Source organism: Candidatus Pelagibacter sp. uisw_138 (genome assembly GCF_059512485.2).
The window spans coordinates 450,001-470,283 of record NZ_CM183453.2; the positions used below are offsets into that span (position 1 = coordinate 450,001).

Consider the following 20,283-nt stretch of genomic DNA (forward strand, 5'->3'; position numbering starts at 1 on the left):
TTTGCGGTATCAATAAACTTATTACTCTATTCCATCGAACCATTGCTCCTGCAGGTATAAATATTATATCCTTAGGTTGAAGCATAAATCTTTTGCCTAATATTAAACCTGTTGGATTAGTAATGTCTAATTGGAATATATTAATCTTTAAGAATTTATTAAAATTTTCTCTTAGTACATAAACTTTTGATGCGTTTGAAGTTAAGTTATTTAGTCCAGCGGTAGATATTAATTCAGTTAATGAATAATCCTTGTTTGGAAAATAGACACCTGGTTTTGTTACTTCACCAAAAACATGTATTGCATCAGAGTTTCTATCCACATATAAAACATCGTCTTTTTTAAGAAAGAAGTTGTCATTAGCATTTGTGCTTTGAAATATATTGTTTATATCTATTTTATAAACTTTGTTATCTCTTCTAAGCAAGCCTTTGCTTCCAAATGATTTATCTTGAGAATTTGGATTGTAACTTGCTTGAATTGCAGCATCAATCAATCTAATAGGTTTTTGATCGAGATTTATTGTAATTTGGTTCCGAACAGCACCTAATATGTATACTTTACTACTATTAAACTGTTCTATTTTAATTTGTAAATCTGTATTTGTATAATATTTACTCAAAGTAGAATCTAGTATTTCTTTTGATTGGTTTAGAGTTAAATCATCTACCTTGATTTTTCCAATAAATGGTAAATCAATATATCCTTTAGGTCCTATAGTGTAAGAACCATCTATATCATCAGTATCAGTTAAATTAATAGATACTACGTCAGATGAACCAAGTGCATATTCGTATTTATAATTATAAATATTTGGAAATTTTTCTATTGAATACTTAAGCTCTTTTATTTGTAAATTATTGTATTTACTGATCTGATTTTCATTAAGTTCATTAATTTTTATAATATCTATTTTAACATTATTAATAGTATATGATTCAAGATTGATCTTTGAGCCTTTTTGTTTTTTGGGATTTTTATTAATACCAGGTAAAGAGCTACAATTATAAGTAAAAAAAATTATAAAAATTATCTTAATGATATTATAAAAAAATTTGAGTCCATTTTTTAAATTCATTTATTGTAATATCTTCTGGTTCAATTATCCAAGATCTATTATCTTTTGGATTATCAACAAACCTTATAAAATTTTTTATTTTAGCATTCTCAAGTATTAAACGTAACGATGGTTTAGAGACTCTACTTGATGGCGCTACTTCACGAGCAATATCCTCAATGTTGATAGCTTTGTATTCATTATAAGATTTGAGTATAAATAGCCAAATAGTCATAGTGACTAAATCTTTTCTAAAAAACTTTATTGTGCATGTTTCTTCATTATCAGCTGTATTGATAATATCTGAAAGTAATGCGTCACATATTTTCTGGGTGTGTGGGTCTAGTAGTCTATCCATAAAAAGTTAGTAAAGTAAATTTACAAAGTATTATTAATTAAGGTATAGATAAGTTTTTACCGTTACAAGAATTAAATATTAGTATCAATATTAAATAGTATTTTTTGATAGTTGTTAGAAAAAATATAATTGTGTTTGGTAGTTTTTATTTACCAAATTAATTAGTGTTATTTTTCGGTAGTTTTAGAAAAGTATTTTGTGTTAGAGTTTTAGTTAATTGAGTTAAAATTTTTTAAAATTAGACTTCATGGAAATAATTCATAAAAAATCTATGTTTACTAATTAGGTAAACTTATTTTAGATATTTACTTCACAGTCATTAAGTAAATTAATTTAATGTTTGGTAGAATAGGAAACTTATTCAATTTATTTGACCTTGGAGACCTAAGCTTTTTTTTATTACTAGCTAAAAAAAATATAAAGAATATTTTAATAGCCACATTCTTAGTCTCAATCATTGTATTTTTTATATCTCTTAATATTGAAAAAAAATATTTAAGTGAAGCAACACTAGTCATCGCACCTGATGAGAATAAAATTGTAAATATTGATGAAGCTTATTCAATAGATAGCATGCAAAATAGAGTAAATAATCAAATTGCTATTTTAAAAAGTGACGAAGTAATAGAATATATAGTAAGTGATGAACAAAACCAACTTGAGTTTAAAGTACTATACTCATCGGTAGAAAAGAACATTTTTAAAAGAATATTATCAAAAGAAACCATTATTGATAAAGACTATATAAAATCTATTTTATCAAATAATTTTGTCGTAAAAAATGTTCCTAGAAGTGATGTTTTATTGCTTAGTTTTGTTTCAAATAACCCAAAAGTTTCACAATTAGCTTTAAAAAATATTATAGATTCTTATCAACGATATGAAGTAGATAGCAAAATTCAAATTACTAACTATGCAAATATAAAGATTACAGAACGTTTAAAAGAATTAGCTATCCAAATGAATATAGCTGATAAAAAATTAGCTAAATATAAAAAAGAAAATAATTTAGTAGATACGGGCAATGTTAAGGAATTAATAATTAAAGAAATTCAATCTATTTCTAATAATATTCTTAAAACCAAACAGGAGATTCAAAAACACGAAAATGATTTAATTTCTGTTAAAGCTGCAAACGGTGACGTAGATATTTTACTTGCTATTAATGATCTTAATGAAAGAAAAGAAATTACTAATATTAAAAATAATCTTTCAGCTAACAAAAATAATATCCAATCATTATTATTAGTGTACACACCCAAACATCCAAAAGTTACTCAAGCAAAGACATTAAATATAAGTTTAGAAAAACAATTAAAGAATATTTTAAATGAAGTTATTCAAATTAAAGTTTTTGAATTGAGCAATCTTAATAATTTTATTAATTTATCTAAGAAAGACCTTGAAAATGCTAAAAACAATTTAAGGGAGATAGAAGAAAAAGAAGCTGGGATGATGAATTTTTCAAGAGAGGTTGAAAGTAGTAGAAAATTATATGAAACTTTTTTACAAAGAGTTAAAGAAACTAACGAAGCTCAAAATTTACAAATATCTAAACTAAAAATAATTGAAACTCCAAGTTTGCCAAACGGGCCATTTTCTCCTAAACCGTATAAAAATTTTATAACTTCTCTGATAGTAGCATCTTTATTTTTTTATGGATTAATATTTTATAGAGAAATGAATTCTGCCGTAATTAAAACACCAGAAGCTATAGAACATTTAAATATTCCACAAATTGGTATCTTGCCAAAAGTAATTAATATTAAAAAGGGCTATCATATTTTACAAAATTTTTTAGAAGATAGTGAGTCTAATTTTTCAGAAGCTATAAGATCTTCAAGGGCAATTATTGAAGCTAAATTTAAAAAAAATAGTAGTTTTTTAGTAACTTCTAGTAACCCCTCTGAAGGTAAAACAAGTTATGCTTTTAATTTAGCTTTATCATTAGAGAAAACTTACAAAGTATTATTTGTTGAAGCTGATATTAGAAGACCATCAGTCCTAAATAGCTTCTATAAATTTGATAAGGAAATTTTTGGTTTGGGGGAGATTATATCCTCTAATAACAGTCTAAAAGATACAATTTTTACCGTTCCAGGTACTAAATTAGAAATTATTACATCAGGTGCTAAGAGATTTGATATGTCGGACATTGTTAGTAGAGAACAGATTAAAAAGTTTTTTGATGTATTGAAGACACAATATGACTATGTAATAATTGATTCGCCTCCTGTTCAACCTGTATCTGATACATTAATTCTTACTCAAGCATCGGACTATAATTTATTTATTATACGATCTGAAACATCAAGAACGTTAGCTTTTATGTCCTCTATAAAAAAGATTCAAAATGTTGGTGCTAAAATTGATGGAATTGTTATTAATGATTTAGACACCTCAAAAGATAGTTATTATAATTATAATTATAACTATAATTATTCATCAAATTATTACAATAAAACTTAAATAATGTTTAGACTTGAAAAAGTTTTTCAAAATGATGATACTTTTTTTATAAAGATATCATCACTTTTAAAAGTAATTTCTATTTTATTATCAATATATTTATTTTCAATATTGGAATTTAAAACAATTTTTGATCTGTTTAATATTAATATTTATACAAATTCAAAATATTATGATATTTCAGTTTTTATAATTCCAATTTATTTTTTAATCTCAATATTATTAAATAATACAAATAAATATAAATCAAATTTTATTATATTTTTAAAATATGATATTTTACCATTAATTATTTCAATTTTATTATATTTAGTATTTTGTTTTATATTTGAGATAAATTTAACTTTATCATTTTTATATATGGTGTTTTTTATTATTTTTATTTTATATTTCACAAAAATATTAACAAATTATTCGTATAATTACTTAATTAATGAAAATATTATTCAACGGAATATAATGCTAGTAGGTGAATTTAAAGATATTTTAAAATTAATGAATGAGCATAGAGAGAAAATTAATATTTATAAATGCTGTCTTATAATAACTGATAAATACACAGATTTAAGTAAATTAAGGATAGAATTAAAAATTCCAATTTTTACACAAATAGCAGATATCAGATCAATTTTAGAATATCATTCTCTTGGTCAAATTTGGATTTTAGATAATAAAACAAATGACATAGAAATATTATTAAATAAAGTGCTAAAATTTTCTGTCGATATTTTAATCATTGATGTAGCCTCTAAAGTTGTCGAATTAAAGGAAAATTTAATTAATAATAAATATAAATTTAAATATTATGAAATATCAAAATTTTATGGTTTCAAATTACTTTTAAAAATAATTTCTGATAAGGTATTATCTTTAATATTTTTAATTAGCTTTTCACCATTAATTGCCATCTCTATGTTGCTTGTTTATTTAGAAGATGGATTTCCATTATTTTTCACACAAGATAGAACAGGTTGGGATGGAAGAAGATTTAAGATTTACAAATTAAGATCTCTCAAAAAGACTAATTTTGATAAAACTGTCCAGGTTCAAGTAGGAGACAGTAGGGTTTTAAAAATGGGAAAGTTCATCAGAAGATTTAGTATTGATGAGTTACCTCAATTTTATAATGTTTTAATTGGCGATATGTCTATTGTTGGACCAAGACCTCATATGGTTGAACACGATATACTATACTCTTCTCTATTTAAGAATTTTTTAAAAAGACATAAATCTAATCCGGGTTTAACAGGGTGGGCTCAAGTCAATAGTTTAAGGGGTGCAACACCTACACCAGAGCATATGCGTAAAAGAATGGAATATGATTTATGGTATTTAAACAATTGGACCTTATGGCTAGATTATTTGATCATTTTAAGGACATTTTACGTTGTATTTAAGAAGAATGATTAAATAAAATACTAATATATTACATCTAATTTTATGACATAAATTTTTGATATATTTAGTTGACTCATAATTAGTACTAATAATTCACAATACAAAAATTAAACTTGTAAGTGAATTATAATGAATATTTATTCTATAGAAGAAATTATTAAGGCGTCAAATTCAATACTTAAAAATAAAGATACTCCAGCTTATAATAATGTAGAGTTAAATAAAGTTAAAAAAACTAACAATGAAAAGAAACCTTTATTTATACCAAATAAAAATTTTACAAAAAGAGTGCCAGTTATTATTCATAATGTAAATAAAGATGAGTTATTAGATAAACTTTATAATTTTTTTAAAAATAAAGTAAAAAAAAATACAATCAAATTAATAATTGAATTAAAAGAAGAATTAGTTTCTTTGGGAAATAAAATTGTCGTATTAAAATTTCATGGAGAAGAAAAAGACAAAACTAATATATTGTTAAAAGATGATATTTTGAACTTAGTAAATGAAAAAAATAAGATAAAATATAATCTTAAAAAAGAGATTATAAATACAAATTCATTACAAGTTGAAAATAAAAATTTAGAATCAAAATATTTAGACTTAGAGAGTCATTTAAAAACCCTCAAGAATGAAAAATATGAACTTAAAAAAGAGATTATAAAATCAAATTTATTACAAGCTGAAAATAAAAATTTAGAATCAAAATATTTAGACTTAGAGAGTAATTTAAAAACCCTCAAGAATGAAAAATATGAACTTAAAAAAGAAACTGATAAACTACAAGTCTTAACCAATACTTTAAAATTACCCAAAAATATTATTGAAGAAAAAAATACACAAATAGAAAATCTTAAAAATAAAATAATTTTTTATCAAGAGGATAGCTTAAGGATTAACAATGAATTGCTGAATTCTCAAAATAAATTTAAAAATATTAATTTTGAAATCAATAATCTTAAAGGTGAAAGAGTTAATTTAATTGAAAAAATTAATTCAATAAATGAACTTATAAAAAGTGAAAACATAGTCATGAATGTATTTGATCAAGATGTGAATAAAGAAAATAGTACCCATGTTAATAAAATAAAGTCTACTGACAAAATAGAAATCAATAAAAAAATATCTGAAATTTTCAAAAAAAAATAGAATATGCTAGATATATCCGTTATAATTTTGACTTATAACGAGGAAAAACATATCGAAAGATGCATTAAATCAATAAAAAAATATTCAGATAATATCTATATAATTGACTCATATTCTACGGATAATACTATAGCAATATCCAAATCCTTTAATTCAACAATTTTACAGAATAAATTTATTAACCAATCAAAACAATTTGCTTGGGCTTTAGATAATATTAATTTTAAAACTGAGTGGATATTACGAATAGATGCTGATGAATATCTTGAAGATAATTTAATAATTGAGATTAAAAATAAATTGCCAAATATTAACAAAGATATAGTTGGCATAAATTTAAAAAGAAAACATATATTTATGGATAAATGGATAAAATTTGGGGGAAGGTACCCACTTATATTATTAAGATTATGGAGAACTGGTCATGGTTATATCGAGGATAGATGGATGGATGAGCATATTATGGTTGAGGGAGGTAAAACAATTACATTAAAAAATAATTTTTGTGACCATAATTTAAATAATTTAAGTTTTTTTATAAATAAACACGATTGGTATGCTGGTAGAGAAGTTGTTGATATTTTACTAGATAATCTGAAAATTAAAAATGACAAAAAAAAATTAAGTACAAAAAACACTTCGTTCAATGTTTCTCTAAAAAGATTTTTCAAAGAAAGCTTTTATAACAAATTACCAATTGGATTAGGACCATTATTATATTTTTTATACAGATATATTTTTTTATTAGGCTTTCTAGATGGTAAAGTTGGATTAATTTATCATTTTTTACAAGGTTTTTGGTACAGGTTTCTTGTTGAGAGTAAATTAGTTGAATATAAAAAAGCAATTAAAGGCCTGGACAATAATGATGAAATTATAAAAAAGCTATCTGAACTTCCAAGTTTAAAATCTTAAAATGAGCAAAATTTGTCAATCAACGCCTGTTGCTTTTAAAAAATTTGAATACAGATCAGATAATTTTGTATCAGGACTAAATTTTGTTACAATATTGTAATATGATATTGATTTAAAAATTTGATATCAGGTCAAAAAATATGAAAAAACAACATTATAAAGCTAAATCAACATTTACATTTAGAACCAACTTCATAAGAGTATTGTGGAGTGTCGTCTATTACTTATTATTCAGGTTTTCACCATTATACTTTTCAGGATATAGAAGAGTTATTCTAAGAGTCTTTGGTGCAAAAATTGATGTGAAAGTGAGAATTTACCCAAGTGTAAAAATTTGGTTACCATCAAATTTATCCATAAAGAAAGGTAGTGTCATAGGCAAATGTGTAAATATTTATAATCAAGGACACATCTCAATTGATAAAAATGTTATTATAAGTCAATATTCACATTTATGTTCTAGTTCTCATAATTACAGCTTTAAAAACCCATCCTTGCCACTCTATACACACCCAATTTCTATTGAAAAAAATTGTTGGGTCTGTGCAGATGCCTTTATAGGACCAGGTGTAAAATTATCTCAAGGTACAGTAGTAGGGGCTAGATCAGTTATATTTAAAGACACAATAATTAATGGTGTTTACATGGGTAATCCAGGAAAATTAATTAAAACAAGGAAATATAAAAAATGATTAAGATTGGAATATTTAGTTTACCATTAAATTGGAATTATGGGGGGATATTACAGCAGTACGCCCTAAGTGAATATTTAAGAAAAAAAAACTTTACACCTATTTTATTTTCAAAACGCGCTTGTAGAAAGTCATCTCTTATATTATTTTTTGTTAAAACTAAATGGAACACTATAAAAATTTTAAATAACCTAAACTGTTTTAATTTTTTACCATTAATAGCAACAGAAAGTTTCAAAAAAAAATTCTTAACTAATAAAACTAAAGATTTTTTTAGTAGTGAAGAAATTAGTTCATTCATTAAAAGAAATGAAATTAAACATTTTATTGTTGGTAGCGATCAAATATGGAATGTTGGTGCCACACCTTCGCTTCACGACTCTTTTCTTGGATTTGTAGATAAAGATAAAAATAATGTTTTAGCATCTTATGCACCATCTTTTGCACATGATGACTGGAAATATTCGATAAAGCAGACAATAGATTCTAAAATGTTGTTAAAAAAATTTTCATTCATATCAGTCCGAGAAAGTGCGGGTGTGGAATTAATAAGTAAACACTTTGAAATGAACTCAATAAGAGTATTAGATCCAACTTTTTTACTTGATGTAAATGATTATCATAAATTATTAGGAAATAAAAATAGTAATAATGATAAAAATAAAAAAATAATTTTTTCCTATATCTTTGAAAATGGTGCTGCGAGAATGAAAATTATAGAGAAAGATGCAAAAAAAAATAATTTTGAAGCAATATCATTTTGCGATTTAAATAATATTCCTAATTTAATCAAAAATAATAGAAGAAATTATTCAGTAGAATCTTGGCTTAATTCATTAAAAAATTCAAGTTTAGTAGTCACAGATTCTTTTCATGGCATGGTGTTTGCTATTATTTTTAAAAAAAATTTTTACGTTCTTTTAAATAAAAAAAATGGAACTTCACGAATTAATAGTTTGTTAAAAGATCTTGATCTTGAATCTAGGATTATAAATAATCTAGATCTAATACAATATAACATAAATAATATTGATTGGAATTCTGTAGAAATTAGATTAGAAAAATTAAAATTAATAAGCATGAATTTTTTAGACCAATTTTTTGATCGAGTTCTAAAATGTGAAGTAGATAAAAAAAAATATGATTAAAAAATCATTTATAATTTTTATAAAAGTAATTAAACTTTTATATGAATATTGTGATGATTTATGGTTATTCTGTTTGCATAGCAATAGAGGTCTGAAAATTTCTAAAAAAAAACATTTAGAATATTATATTTTGATAGAGGCGCATAGAGTTGAAAAAGGATTATCACTTCCTAAGCCAAAACCTTTTTTTGGTAGAGAGCTATTTAAAAATTTAAGTTCCATGATTTATTCACTTCAAAAAATATCTTCTATAGATATTATGGAAGTTAAAAAGGCACATAATGCCTTAAATAGCTATTTGGATATGCATAAAGAAATAACAGGCACAAATAACAAGGAGCAAATTTTTTTTTTAAACTCACTTCATGACTTAAATCAATTTATTATAAACAATACAAAATTTACTAAGCCTGGCAGAGCTTTAAAAATAACTAATCAAAATTTATTATCTGATTTAGATTTTAGAAAAAAATTGATTAGTCGATCATCGAGTCGAAGATTCTCAAAAACTATTATAAAAAAAGATATTATCGAAAGAATTGTTGAGGTAGCTCAAAAAGCTCCTTCACAATGTAATAGACAAACTACACGAGCACATTTAATCCAAAATAAAGAAAATATAAATAATATATTGTCAATACAAGGTGGTACGGCTGGTTATAAGGAGTATATAAATAACTTGTTTATCGTGTCAGGAGATTTAGGTGGTTGGCAGGGGCCTCAACAAAGAAACCAAGTTTATGTTGATGGAGCATTATTCTCCATGATGTTAATGCTAGGAATACAATCAGAAAAACTAGTTTCTTGTTCATTAAATCTTGCCATAAAAAATTGTGATGAAAAAAGAATTAAAACAATTGCATCTATACCAAAATCCGAAAGATTAATAATGCTTGTTGCTTTTGGTGAAGCAGAAAACGTAACCAAAAATATAGCTGCATCATCTCCAAGAAGAAAATTAAATGAGGTTTTTTCATCTGACTAATAATATTCTTATAAGCACAGACCCAAATATGAATGGTGGAATTTCAAGGGTTAACTCTATATTAAAAGAAAATTTCAATATTAATCAATATTTAATTATTTCACAAAAAAAACCAGATAATGAAATTAAGTCAACAATTTGGTTGAGCTGTTTTGGAAAAGCTCCAATATTAATTTTTAATTTTCTAAGATTAATTAAAATTATGATGGATATGGAAAAAAATACTAAGATTGTGCTAAGTGACCCTCAATATAGTTTAGTTTCGTTCGTTATTTTTGTATCCAATCTTTTTACAAAACATAAAATATTTTTTTTAACACAGGGATTTTTATTTCACAATAAAAAATATTTTATTATAAAAAAAATTTATTTTTTTTTAATAACAAAGTTACTGTTCAGATATTTTTCCATCATAAGTGTTAGTAATAGCGATTCTAATACTTTAAAAAAATTTAATTTTCATAATTTCTTAGAAATACCATGTGGAGTTAAATCAATTAAACCATCAAAAGAAAAAAAATATAAATTTTGTTTAGTTGGAAGGAATGTTGCTTCAAAAAAAATAGATAAATATTTGGAATTTTTAAATTTTTATTACAACCAGGAAAGCTCTTCAAATTTAAAAAACTCAGTATTAATTAGTGATTCTATCGTTGGTTTAAAAATAGAAGAAATAAAAAAATTAAATATTTACTCTAAACTTAATATTAAAGATTATGAAAAAATATTATCACAGTCAGAATATATCATGTCTTTTTCTGATTATGAGGGTTTTGGTCTAGCATTAATTGAAGGTATTTCAGCTGGAGCTATCCCTATTTGTAAATTTAACGCATCATTCAATGAAATATTAACACACTGTAAAGAATTGATTTTTATGGAAAATGATAATCAGAAAATTTTTCAGTTAATTAAAGATGTTGAAAATTTAGATCATGAAAACTATAAATTTTTAGCTCAAAAATTAAATTCTATTAGCTCAAAATACTCAGTAGAAAGTATGGTTAACAAATTTGACAAGCATATATTCTCTAAATATATATAATATATGTTAAATGTTTCATATTTACTTGAAAAAATTTCAAAAGCAGAATTCAATTATGTACCCTTCAAACATATTGAAATTAAAAATTTTTTTAATGAAGATGATTTTCAAAATATTTTAAAGCAAAGTGATATTAAATTTCCTTCTTTTAATAACGACGAACAACTTGTAGATCATTTACAAAAATCAGGTTATTCAGCAATACCTTTTCCAGGATGTATAACAAATCCTAAAGACTATATTAAGTGGCATAAAAACAAATCTGGTACAGTTTATAATGTTAGTTCGACCGAAGGTTTTGGAATGACTTATAGACTTAAGCAAACAAATTCTAAAATAATTAACAATTTAATAGAATTTTTTGAAGGGGAAACTTTTAAAAAAATTATTTCAGAAAAATTTTCTATAGATCTTAATCAAGTAACATTTGATCAAGGTATACAAAAATATCTAGATGGCTATGAAATAAGTCCTCACCCAGATATTAGATTAAAAGCATTAACATACATGATAAATATAAATCCTAGTTTACAATCTGATAAGTCAATACATCATACTCACTATTTAAAATTTAAAGATGAATATAATTATGTGCAAGAATATTGGAAGGGGAATAAAAATATGGATAGATGTTGGGTTCCTTGGCATTGGTGTAAAACTATAAAAAAACAAACTGATAATAATTCAGTAGTAATTTTTGCTCCTGATGATGATACTATGCATGCTGTTAATACTAATTATCAGCATTTAGATTATCAAAGAACTCAAATATATGGAAATTTTTGGTGGAAAAAAGATTTAAAAAAAATTAAAGAAATTAAATCACAACCAAAATGGGAAAATTATTTAGTAGATTTAGCAGAACAAAAGCCATTTGAAAAATTAACCACAAAAATTAAAAACTTTATTAAAAAAAATTTTTTTTAAATTAGCGATTTAATATTTTATTAAAATCTTTTTTCACAGCTTCTTTAGAAAATTTTTGATTGAAACACTTAAAGGAGTTAATACACATAACATTATATTCTTTTTTATTTAAAGACAGCCATTTCTGTATTTTTTTTTGTAAACTAATAACATTATCATCTCCTACAAATCCTGCTTTATAATTTTTTATGTGTTTCCAAATATTAGTTTTATTTGTAGTAATTACTGGTCTTTTACTTGACATAGCCTCAGCTAATGTAAGACCAAAGTTTTCTTGATGGGTGGGTAAACAAAATATTTCACTAGCATAGTATGCGTCCCATTTTATTTTATTATAAAGAGGACCAGTAAAAGTTACATGATTCTTTAGATTCAAAATATCAATTAATTTTTTAATATTATTAATATATTTTTTTTGATGTGGACCAGAAATCACTAAATGTATCTTTTTATTAAAGGAAAATTTTTTAAAAGCTTTCAAAAGTAGATCAAGCCCTTTTTTTTCATGAATCCGTCCTAAATAAAATAATATTCTTTTTTTTTTAAATTTAGGAAATTTCTTTAAAAAAGAGTTGTTTTTTATTTTATCAATATATGGATTACCTTCGACAGGATGGCTAATTATATTATTTTGAATTTTGTATGGAAAAAAAGAAGCTTTACTAGCTAATCTTGCCTCTTCCTTAGTGTTAAAAATTACAGATTTAGCATCTCTTAAAACTCTATATTGAATTAACCACCAAAAAATTAATTTCTTTAAGTATTTTAAGACGTTTCTGTTAAACCATGGGTCTAACATTCCGTGTATAGCTATGTGATATTTGACATTAAATTTTTTTGCAATTTTCCAAAGTGCATAATTTGTCAACTGCCATATTCCATCATAAATTATTAAATCATAGTTTTTAATATTTCGATTTAACCATTTACTAAAATTAAAATAATTAATTATTGGATTTTTATTAATTCCTAAAAAATTTACTAAGGGTAACCTTTTATCCAAAAGTAATTTCTTTGAAAATTTATCTAAGCATGCAATTTCACAATCTATTTTTAACTCTTTATATAATATATTTTTTAGTATTATTGATTCTATAACGCCACCACTAGCTGGATTAATACTAGGAGTAATATGTAAAATTTTCATTTATTAAATTATCTGAGATAATTATGCATATTTTTATATAATTATTACTATTGTTACAAATCTAATATATTAATAATATCTAATATATTTATGAAAAAAAATAAGATATCTATTATAACGATATCGTATAACCAAGTTAATTTTTTAGAAGAAACTATTAATTCTGTAATAAATCAAAACTATGAGAATACAGAATATATAATAGTTGACGGTGGTAGTACAGATGGAAGTAGAGAGTTAATTTTAAAATATAAAAGTAAAATAAAAATTATCTTTCAAAAAAATAATACAGGCCCTGCAGATGCTTTAAATGTTGGTTTTAAAAATGCAACTGGTGAAATATTTGGATATATTAATTCAGATGATTTTTTTTTAAAAAATTCATTAATTAAAGTTAATAATGTTTTCAATAAAAATCCTGATTTAGATTTGATTTTTGGGGATGGTATAATTGTTGATGAAAATTCTTTTTTTAGAGAGAAAATGATATCAAGAAATTTTAATCTCAATATGTACAAGTATGGAAGAAGCTTAATTTGTCAACAATCAACATTTTTTAAAAAAAAGGTATTTGATGAAATAAAAGGATTTAATACAGAAAATAATAGAAGTTGGGATTTTGAGTTTGTTGCTGATGTCTATAAATCAAAATTTAAGATAAAAAAAATTAATGATTCATATGGAGCTTTTAGAAAATATTCATTGTCTATTACTGGTTCGCCAGATAAAAGTTTGAGTATCAAGAATCATGAAAGATTATTTATTAAATACTTTAATAGAAAGAAAAACATTTATGATATGTTGATATCAAAATTTTTTTATTTTATAGATAGATTACTAAACCCTATAGTTATTTATAATAGACTTAGAGATCTAATTAAATCAAAAGAAAATATTAAAATTGATTAATAAACTCTATTATAAAACACCACCTGATGGCTCTTATTTTTTTGGCTTTCATGATGTGTCTCCCTGGAATAAAAAAAATGATTATATTATTCTTCATAAATTAGCTAAAGAAACTAATTCTTTACCAAGTATAAATGACCTAGCTGATATTGTTTTGGTAAATCTTCTAAACAGAAAAATTACAAAAATTGGAGATACGAATGCATGGAACTATCAACAAGGATCAAGATTAATGTGGTACCCTCATTTAGAAGATTCTGTGATTTTTAACTTTAGAGATAAAGATAATCAACTATCATCTAAAGTTGTAAATCTTAATGGTAATGTTGTTAAAAAATTTGATTTTACCATAAATAGCTTACATCCAAAAAAACCAATAGGTGTAACAATTAATTATGAAAGATTGAGATTTTTTTTCCCTGCATATGGCTATGCCAACTTAAATGAAATAAAGGATTTACCAGATACTAAATTCGATGGAATCTGGTTAGTTGATTTTGATACCAATATAAAAGAATTAATTATTTCTATAAATGAAGTAGCAACTTTTTTAAATATTGACAGTAGTAAAGAAAAAAGTTTATTTCTAGGACACTGTTCCTTTAATCCAAGTGGAGAAAAGTTTATCTTTTTAGCAAGATATTTTACTGATGATAAATCTGGTATGTTTACTAGCATGTTAAGTTATTGTCTTAAAACAAAAAAAATAAAGTTATTGGCAAGTGGCAAAGTTTCACATTATGACTGGATAAATGATACCGAATTACTTGTTTGGATGAGAAATAGCAAATTAGCAAAGGCAATAATCAACAATGATCTTACTAAATTCAAATCCATAAGTTTTATTCTTAATTTGTTAAGAAAATACAAACCAAAATTTCTATACAAAAATTTTAAAGATGCTTTTTACTTAATCTCAACTGAAAATAATAAAAAAATACCTTTTTTAAAAGATGAACTTACTGCCGATGGCCATCAAATGACCTCTTTTGATGGTAATTGGCTAATTGTAGATCAATATCCAAATAAGGATAAGAGGATTCCTATAAATCTAATAAATTTAGAAACACATAAACTTAAAAAAATTTACGAGTTTAATTATGAAACAAATATTAAAAACTCAGATTTAAAATGTGATGCACATCCAAGATGGAGTACAAATAATGAATTTATCGGTGTTGATATATTTGAAAATAACTTACGAAGTTTTCAAATAATAAACGTAAAAGATATTAAAAAACAATTTTAAATCTTTAATGAAGATATTAATTATACAACCATATCTTAGTAAATATAGAGCAGACTTGTTTAATGAAATTTCTAATATATATGAAGAAGTTCATGTTATCTCATCTAAGGATAAAAATTATGGTTATGGATTAGGTTTATCAAATAAATTTAACCACATTTTGTTAAAAAGGATTAATCTTTCTTTTCTTCATATTCAAATTGGGATTGAAAAAAATATTTTATTTTTAAAACCTGATAAAATATTTATAGCTGGGGATTTTAAGAGTTTAAGTTTTTGGTCAACACTTTTTTTATGTAAATTTAAATCTATCCCTTTATATGTTTATGGCCAAGGTTTATATAAAAAAGCAAAAAAAAATTATTTTTCTAAATTTTTATTTTTAATCACATTAATATTTTGTAAAAAATATATATGTTACAATAAATTTGTAAAAAAAGATCTTCTAAGATTTAATATAAAATCAAAAAAAATTAATTTTCTTAACAATACTATAATAAATTACCACAAATCACCGCCCTCCAAAACTAAGAATAAAAATGAGATTGTTTTTATAGGCAGATTAAGGATTGGATCAGATATTATTCTGCTACTTGAAGTTCTTAAATATTTAAAAGTTAATCACAACATTAATTTACATTTAAAGATTATTGGCAGTGGTGAAGAAAAAAATAATTTAATAAAATTTTCAAAATTAAATAAACTTAATGTAAAATTTTATGGAGAAATTTATGACTTGAAAAAAATATCAAAAATATGTAAGAATTCAAAATTTGGAATATATCCAGGAGATGCAGGCTTAAGCGTTGTTCATCTTATGTCTTTAAGTATCATTCCAATTATTCACAGTGATTTTCAGAAACATAATGGTCCTGAACCGGCATATGTAAATATAAATAATGGTTTCTTTTTTAAAAGAAAAAATTTCACAAGTCTTGCAGATTTACTATTTAAAATTCCTAAAATGCACACTAAAGAATTAAATAAATTAGCAAAAAATTCATATCAAACATACTTACTGTTAAACAAGGTTAAAATGTCAGATAAACTTATTCAAATTTTGAAATAAGTTAATTTATTATTATTGGGCATCAAAACAATTACAATACACAATGGCGCATATACCATTCTAGTACCACCATAAGGTGAAAACACGATATCCCAAAATAGTGATATAAATAAGTAAAGAAATAATGCTATTGAATTATCACTTGTACTGATGATTTTTATAAATCTTTTGAGCATAGTAATAAGAATATAAAACCAGAACAAAAATCCAAATATGCCTGAATTAACCCATGATCCAAATATAACGGAATGTGATTTAATTAAACAACGAGTTAAATCAAGTTTAATGTTAGGATTATATTGGATTTTTTGATCATATATAGAATAAATATACTTACAATCTTCAGCCCAACTACCATGACCTATTATTGGAGCATCAACTATCGCCTTGTAAGATGAAAAAATTTCACCTCTGCCTCCTAATAGAATACCTAATTCACTATTTTGGTTCACTTGTTTTTGCAATAACGCGCCAGGTAAAAGTTCATAGGCAATAATAATTTCATAGATACTTGTCATAAAAAAATAAAAAATAAGTGAAGATAATACTATCGGAATAATCCTATTAATTTTAAATTTTTCAAAGAGAATAATATAAAATACTAATAAAGAGTTAAACAAAAATAAATATCGTGTTTCAAAAAATAAAGATAAAATTCCTATTCCAAATATTAAAATTAACAAAAAATTATTTGTAAGATATTTTTTATAATACAAATTAAAAAAGATAATTAAAGATATTGATATACTTACACCTCCAGTAAATTTCCAATTATTAACAAAGTTAAGATTATTATAATCTGAAAACAAAACCAGTATGTTTATGAGACATACCCATAGTAAAACTTTTATCATTGATATGCTAGGTAATTTTGAAATTTTAAAAAATGAATAAAATGATAAAAAAGTTACTATTATTTTTATATTACCTTTTGCAGAGTTATTAAAACTTATTTGATTAACTTGATCTGAAACAATTTGATTTAATAACCATAAAATAATTAGAAAAAGTATTTTTTTTTCATAGGAAATTAGCTTTAATTGTTTTGATTGTTCTAATAAAAAATATATTGAAACTAAGACTATTAATATTTGTGCAAAATATAAATCACCAATAAAATTTATTTTAAAATGAAATGATATTGCGAATAATACATAAAATATATTTATCATTAATAATAATTTTGATAAAAATCTTTCAACTGCTTACCGTAATGAATTTGTCTAAAATTATTTCTTATAATTTTTTTGTTATAATTACCGAATTCTTCTATCAATTTAGGGTTAGAGGTAAGTTTTTTTAAGGCTTTTAATAATTGCACAGAGTCTCCTGGTTTGACAATAAATCCACCTTTATTATGTTCTACAATTGAGCCAGAATTTGGAGTTGTAATTACAGCACAACCAGCTGCCATAGCTTCAAATATAACTTTGGCAGATCCTTCTACTAATGATGGAAATAAAAATATATCAGATTTATTGTAACTTTGGTTTAGGGCTTTAGAATTAAGGATACCTAGATATTTAACATTTTTATTATTTAAAAGATCATTATATTTAAACCTTGATGTTCCTGATAAACTTCCAGCTAATTTGAGATTTAAATTTTTTGACAAATCAATTTTTTTTATAACATCTTGAATTTCGTCTAAACCTTTTCTTTTTATTAGTCCACCTGAGTAAAAAATATTTATATTATTGTTAATAAAATATTTCTTTTTCAAAAATATATTTTTTTCAAAGCCTTTTAAAGGGCCCGTATAGATAACTTTAATAGGCTTTTTGCAGCCCATAAAAATTAATGTTTGTTTAACAAAATTGGAGTTAACAAGAACTGTGTCAGCTTTATTTATATCCGAAACAACAATTTTCCACCAATTATTTTTCATTGCAATTTTTTTTTTAGGAAAATTGCCTTTATTTGCTATCATGTATTCTACAATAGTTGGATGCGCAATTGTATGTTCACAAATAGTAATAATATTTTTTGATTTAGCATAATCTACTGAAACGCCTCCAAAACCTGATCTATAGTGATATAATTTGATATTTCTATGATGTTTCATTAAATATTTTTTTGCAAATAATGCATAAGACATTAGAGCAAACTGTGTAGCTAAATCAAATATCTTATATTTTTTTTTGAATTTCCCCCTTAATCTAATGATTATTTCATTAATTATTTCACCATATATAAAATTGATTATTTTTTTATCACTAATATTATTTTTCCTTTCAGTTATTCTTTCTAATTTTTGATTTTTATTAAACGGCCAAATTTTAATTAATTTGAAAAAAAAACTTTTAGGAATATAGCCTGAGATAACTGCATATAGTTTACCATATTTTTGCACCTCATATGCTGAACTCAACATAGCAAAATTTTTATAACCTGTAGAAATAAGTATTTTATTTTTTATATCTTTTTTCATTGATCTTTTATTTCTTTATGAAAAAAAATCTTTTTACGTAAATTATTATTAAAATTTAAGTATAAAATATAAATGATTAAACTTTTTATTATTAAAAAAACAAACATACCCTCTATGTTCATATTAATATTTAGGTAAATAATTATTGAAATATATGAAATAACAGTAATAATTAATGACCACATAGTAATATTGCTTAATTTATTTAAATACATACCAAGAATTAACTCATTATAAGCTAAAATATATATAATTGTTTCAAGAGAGATAAGTAAAATTATTTTATTTCCATAATTATTAAATTTTCCTAAGGTCCATATATTAAAAATAAAATCTCCAATTAAAAGAGTTGTTAAAAAAAATAAAATAACAAATAGGTACATTATTTTTTTCTGTAAATTTAGAAGACTTATTAATTTATAAATTTGTTTTCTTTTAAAAAAATTGGGTATTTCAAAACTCATTATATTAGTTACGATACCACAAAGTTTTATAATTAAAAAACGAAATAGTGTATTAGCAGCAGTTATGTAAGTAACAACTTCAGCATAGAAAAATGTACCCAATATAAATGTCAAACCACTTGTACTTAAGATTAGTGAAACATCGTTGTAATAGAATTTTAAACTCTTATTAAATATGTTTTTGATTCCACTTTTTTTTAAAAGACTTGCTTTAAATATAAAAATTATATTATTTTGTAAAAAAATATATTTTGTAAAAAAATATTTTAATATCATTATTATAAGTACTATTAATGCTGCCAATATAAGTTTATCTGTAAAAAAACCACACAGCACTACAAGTAACCTTCCTAATAATAAAAAACTATTTTGTATGTAATTACTAATATAAATTTTACCTTTGTATTGTGATATTATTAAAGCGTTATTATTTAATATATCTAATGAAAATGAAAAAAAAATTAATGTCAGAATATAATTTAAATAGTCAATTTGGGTATCTTTAAAAATAGTAAAATTATCTAAAAAAAATAAATTTACTGTAAAATAAAATAAGCCCAGTATAATAATAACAAGTAAAGTTAGAATTAAAGATATTGAATAAATCTTATTTTTATTATTTTCACCATCTAAAATTAATTGCTGTTTACATGCCTCGGAAAAACTTAATTTCCAAAAACTTATGGCAGATGGCAAACTTATTAGGAAGAGCCAAATACCTGTATATTCCAGACCCCATGAAAGAAGCATTAGAGGAATAAAGAACAGTTGAATAATAATTGAAGTTACAACAGAAAATGATTGTCCAAATATATTTTTTGCAATTCTTTTTCGATCTACAGGATTTAAAAAAAATATATTCATAAATTCT

General features: G+C 23.6%; 18 protein-coding genes (1 of these 18 only partly in view). 12 read left to right on the plus strand and 6 right to left on the minus strand.

Annotated features, from left to right (window positions below; all coding sequences use genetic code 11):
- Nucleotides 1-1,078: the 5' portion of a polysaccharide biosynthesis/export family protein gene (locus AC5YGC_RS02355; protein ID WP_496140055.1), read on the minus strand. The gene continues 74 nt to the left of window position 1, outside the view; 1,078 of the gene's 1,152 nt are visible here — the first part of the coding sequence; its start codon is at nt 1,076-1,078; the stop codon falls past the left edge of the window.
- Nucleotides 1,044-1,415 (minus strand): hypothetical protein, encoded by a 372-nt coding sequence (locus AC5YGC_RS02360; protein WP_496140056.1) that lies wholly within the window; start codon nt 1,413-1,415, stop codon nt 1,044-1,046. The genes AC5YGC_RS02355 and AC5YGC_RS02360 overlap by 35 nt, the downstream gene beginning before the upstream one ends.
- Nucleotides 1,416-1,751: 336 nt before the next feature.
- Between AC5YGC_RS02360 and AC5YGC_RS02365 the strand changes: the two genes are divergently transcribed.
- From AC5YGC_RS02365 to AC5YGC_RS02405, 9 genes are all read left to right on the plus strand, one after another.
- The gene (locus AC5YGC_RS02365) at nt 1,752-3,884 is read left to right on the plus strand and encodes a polysaccharide biosynthesis tyrosine autokinase (RefSeq protein ID WP_496140057.1); all 2,133 of its coding nucleotides are present in this window, start codon (nt 1,752-1,754) and stop codon (nt 3,882-3,884) included.
- 3 nt (nt 3,885-3,887) lie between these two features.
- Nucleotides 3,888-5,294 carry an exopolysaccharide biosynthesis polyprenyl glycosylphosphotransferase gene (locus AC5YGC_RS02370; protein WP_496140058.1) on the plus strand — a complete coding sequence of 469 codons (1,407 nt, stop codon included), beginning with the start codon at nt 3,888-3,890 and terminating at the stop codon, nt 5,292-5,294.
- 117 nt (nt 5,295-5,411) lie between these two features.
- The gene (locus AC5YGC_RS02375) at nt 5,412-6,431 is read left to right on the plus strand and encodes a hypothetical protein (protein WP_496140059.1); all 1,020 of its coding nucleotides are present in this window, start codon (nt 5,412-5,414) and stop codon (nt 6,429-6,431) included.
- A gap of 3 nt (nt 6,432-6,434) precedes the next feature.
- Nucleotides 6,435-7,346, plus strand: a complete 912-nt coding sequence (locus AC5YGC_RS02380) for a glycosyltransferase (RefSeq protein WP_496140060.1) — start codon at nt 6,435-6,437, stop codon at nt 7,344-7,346.
- A gap of 140 nt (nt 7,347-7,486) precedes the next feature.
- On the plus strand, nt 7,487-8,038 hold the full coding sequence (locus tag AC5YGC_RS02385) for an LbetaH domain-containing protein (protein ID WP_496140061.1): 552 nt from the start codon (nt 7,487-7,489) through the stop codon (nt 8,036-8,038).
- Nucleotides 8,035-9,186 (plus strand): polysaccharide pyruvyl transferase family protein, encoded by a 1,152-nt coding sequence (locus tag AC5YGC_RS02390; protein ID WP_496140063.1) that lies wholly within the window; start codon nt 8,035-8,037, stop codon nt 9,184-9,186. The genes AC5YGC_RS02385 and AC5YGC_RS02390 overlap by 4 nt, the downstream gene beginning before the upstream one ends.
- On the plus strand, nt 9,179-10,171 hold the full coding sequence (locus AC5YGC_RS02395; protein ID WP_496140064.1) for a nitroreductase family protein: 993 nt from the start codon (nt 9,179-9,181) through the stop codon (nt 10,169-10,171). The genes AC5YGC_RS02390 and AC5YGC_RS02395 overlap by 8 nt, the downstream gene beginning before the upstream one ends.
- Entirely contained in the window at nt 10,149-11,216 is a 1,068-nt protein-coding gene (locus AC5YGC_RS02400) for a glycosyltransferase family protein (protein WP_502314036.1), read from the plus strand. Before AC5YGC_RS02395 ends, AC5YGC_RS02400 begins: the two co-directional genes overlap by 23 nt.
- Before the next feature lie 3 nt (nt 11,217-11,219).
- Nucleotides 11,220-12,143: a hypothetical protein gene (locus AC5YGC_RS02405; protein ID WP_496140066.1), complete on the plus strand. Its 924-nt coding sequence runs from the start codon at nt 11,220-11,222 to the stop codon at nt 12,141-12,143.
- A gap of 1 nt (nt 12,144) precedes the next feature.
- Here AC5YGC_RS02405 and AC5YGC_RS02410 read toward each other — a convergent pair whose 3' ends face one another.
- Nucleotides 12,145-13,290, minus strand: coding sequence for a glycosyltransferase (locus AC5YGC_RS02410; protein ID WP_496140067.1), 1,146 nt, complete (start codon nt 13,288-13,290; stop codon nt 12,145-12,147).
- A 90-nt stretch (nt 13,291-13,380) separates the two neighbouring features.
- Between AC5YGC_RS02410 and AC5YGC_RS02415 the strand changes: the two genes are divergently transcribed.
- Genes AC5YGC_RS02415 through AC5YGC_RS02425 form a run of 3 tightly spaced genes read left to right on the plus strand, consistent with a single transcriptional unit; the run spans nt 13,381 to nt 16,517 of the window.
- Nucleotides 13,381-14,199, plus strand: coding sequence for a glycosyltransferase (locus tag AC5YGC_RS02415; protein WP_496140068.1), 819 nt, complete (start codon nt 13,381-13,383; stop codon nt 14,197-14,199).
- Complete coding sequence (locus tag AC5YGC_RS02420; RefSeq protein ID WP_496140069.1) at nt 14,192-15,448, plus strand: hypothetical protein; 1,257 nt, start codon at nt 14,192-14,194, stop codon at nt 15,446-15,448. The genes AC5YGC_RS02415 and AC5YGC_RS02420 overlap by 8 nt, the downstream gene beginning before the upstream one ends.
- Nucleotides 15,449-15,455: 7 nt before the next feature.
- Complete coding sequence (locus tag AC5YGC_RS02425; RefSeq protein ID WP_496140070.1) at nt 15,456-16,517, plus strand: glycosyltransferase; 1,062 nt, start codon at nt 15,456-15,458, stop codon at nt 16,515-16,517.
- On the opposite strand, the gene AC5YGC_RS02430 is transcribed toward AC5YGC_RS02425, so the two are convergent.
- From AC5YGC_RS02430 to AC5YGC_RS02440, 3 genes are read right to left on the minus strand one after another with little or no spacing between them, the layout of a single operon-like run.
- The gene (locus tag AC5YGC_RS02430) at nt 16,502-17,689 is read right to left on the minus strand and encodes an O-antigen ligase family protein (RefSeq protein WP_496140071.1); all 1,188 of its coding nucleotides are present in this window, start codon (nt 17,687-17,689) and stop codon (nt 16,502-16,504) included. The genes AC5YGC_RS02425 and AC5YGC_RS02430 overlap by 16 nt on opposite strands.
- Nucleotides 17,689-18,948 carry a glycosyltransferase gene (locus tag AC5YGC_RS02435; protein WP_496140072.1) on the minus strand — a complete coding sequence of 420 codons (1,260 nt, stop codon included), beginning with the start codon at nt 18,946-18,948 and terminating at the stop codon, nt 17,689-17,691. Before AC5YGC_RS02435 ends, AC5YGC_RS02430 begins: the two co-directional genes overlap by 1 nt.
- The gene (locus AC5YGC_RS02440) at nt 18,945-20,276 is read right to left on the minus strand and encodes a hypothetical protein (RefSeq protein WP_496140073.1); all 1,332 of its coding nucleotides are present in this window, start codon (nt 20,274-20,276) and stop codon (nt 18,945-18,947) included. Before AC5YGC_RS02440 ends, AC5YGC_RS02435 begins: the two co-directional genes overlap by 4 nt.
- Nucleotides 20,277-20,283 lie beyond the last annotated feature (7 nt).

Excerpts from the sequence above, each read along its gene's own strand:
- AC5YGC_RS02410 (WP_496140067.1), bottom strand. The coding sequence starts at position 13,290 with ATGAAAATTTTACATATTACTCCTAGTATTAATCCAGCTAGTGGTGGC.
- AC5YGC_RS02360 (WP_496140056.1), bottom strand. The coding sequence starts at position 1,415 with ATGGATAGACTACTAGACCCACACACCCAGAAAATATGTGACGCATTA.
- AC5YGC_RS02415 (WP_496140068.1), top strand. The coding sequence starts at position 13,381 with ATGAAAAAAAATAAGATATCTATTATAACGATATCGTATAACCAAGTT.
- AC5YGC_RS02380 (WP_496140060.1), top strand. The coding sequence starts at position 6,435 with ATGCTAGATATATCCGTTATAATTTTGACTTATAACGAGGAAAAACAT.
- AC5YGC_RS02440 (WP_496140073.1), bottom strand. The coding sequence starts at position 20,276 with ATGAATATATTTTTTTTAAATCCTGTAGATCGAAAAAGAATTGCAAAA.
- AC5YGC_RS02390 (WP_496140063.1), top strand. The coding sequence starts at position 8,035 with ATGATTAAGATTGGAATATTTAGTTTACCATTAAATTGGAATTATGGG.
- AC5YGC_RS02385 (WP_496140061.1), top strand. The coding sequence starts at position 7,487 with ATGAAAAAACAACATTATAAAGCTAAATCAACATTTACATTTAGAACC.
- AC5YGC_RS02370 (WP_496140058.1), top strand. The coding sequence starts at position 3,888 with ATGTTTAGACTTGAAAAAGTTTTTCAAAATGATGATACTTTTTTTATA.
- AC5YGC_RS02375 (WP_496140059.1), top strand. The coding sequence starts at position 5,412 with ATGAATATTTATTCTATAGAAGAAATTATTAAGGCGTCAAATTCAATA.
- AC5YGC_RS02425 (WP_496140070.1), top strand. The coding sequence starts at position 15,456 with ATGAAGATATTAATTATACAACCATATCTTAGTAAATATAGAGCAGAC.
- AC5YGC_RS02430 (WP_496140071.1), bottom strand. The coding sequence starts at position 17,689 with ATGATAAATATATTTTATGTATTATTCGCAATATCATTTCATTTTAAA.
- AC5YGC_RS02405 (WP_496140066.1), top strand. The coding sequence starts at position 11,220 with ATGTTAAATGTTTCATATTTACTTGAAAAAATTTCAAAAGCAGAATTC.
- AC5YGC_RS02395 (WP_496140064.1), top strand. The coding sequence starts at position 9,179 with ATGATTAAAAAATCATTTATAATTTTTATAAAAGTAATTAAACTTTTA.
- AC5YGC_RS02365 (WP_496140057.1), top strand. The coding sequence starts at position 1,752 with ATGTTTGGTAGAATAGGAAACTTATTCAATTTATTTGACCTTGGAGAC.
- AC5YGC_RS02400 (WP_502314036.1), top strand. The coding sequence starts at position 10,149 with ATGAGGTTTTTTCATCTGACTAATAATATTCTTATAAGCACAGACCCA.
- AC5YGC_RS02435 (WP_496140072.1), bottom strand. The coding sequence starts at position 18,948 with ATGAAAAAAGATATAAAAAATAAAATACTTATTTCTACAGGTTATAAA.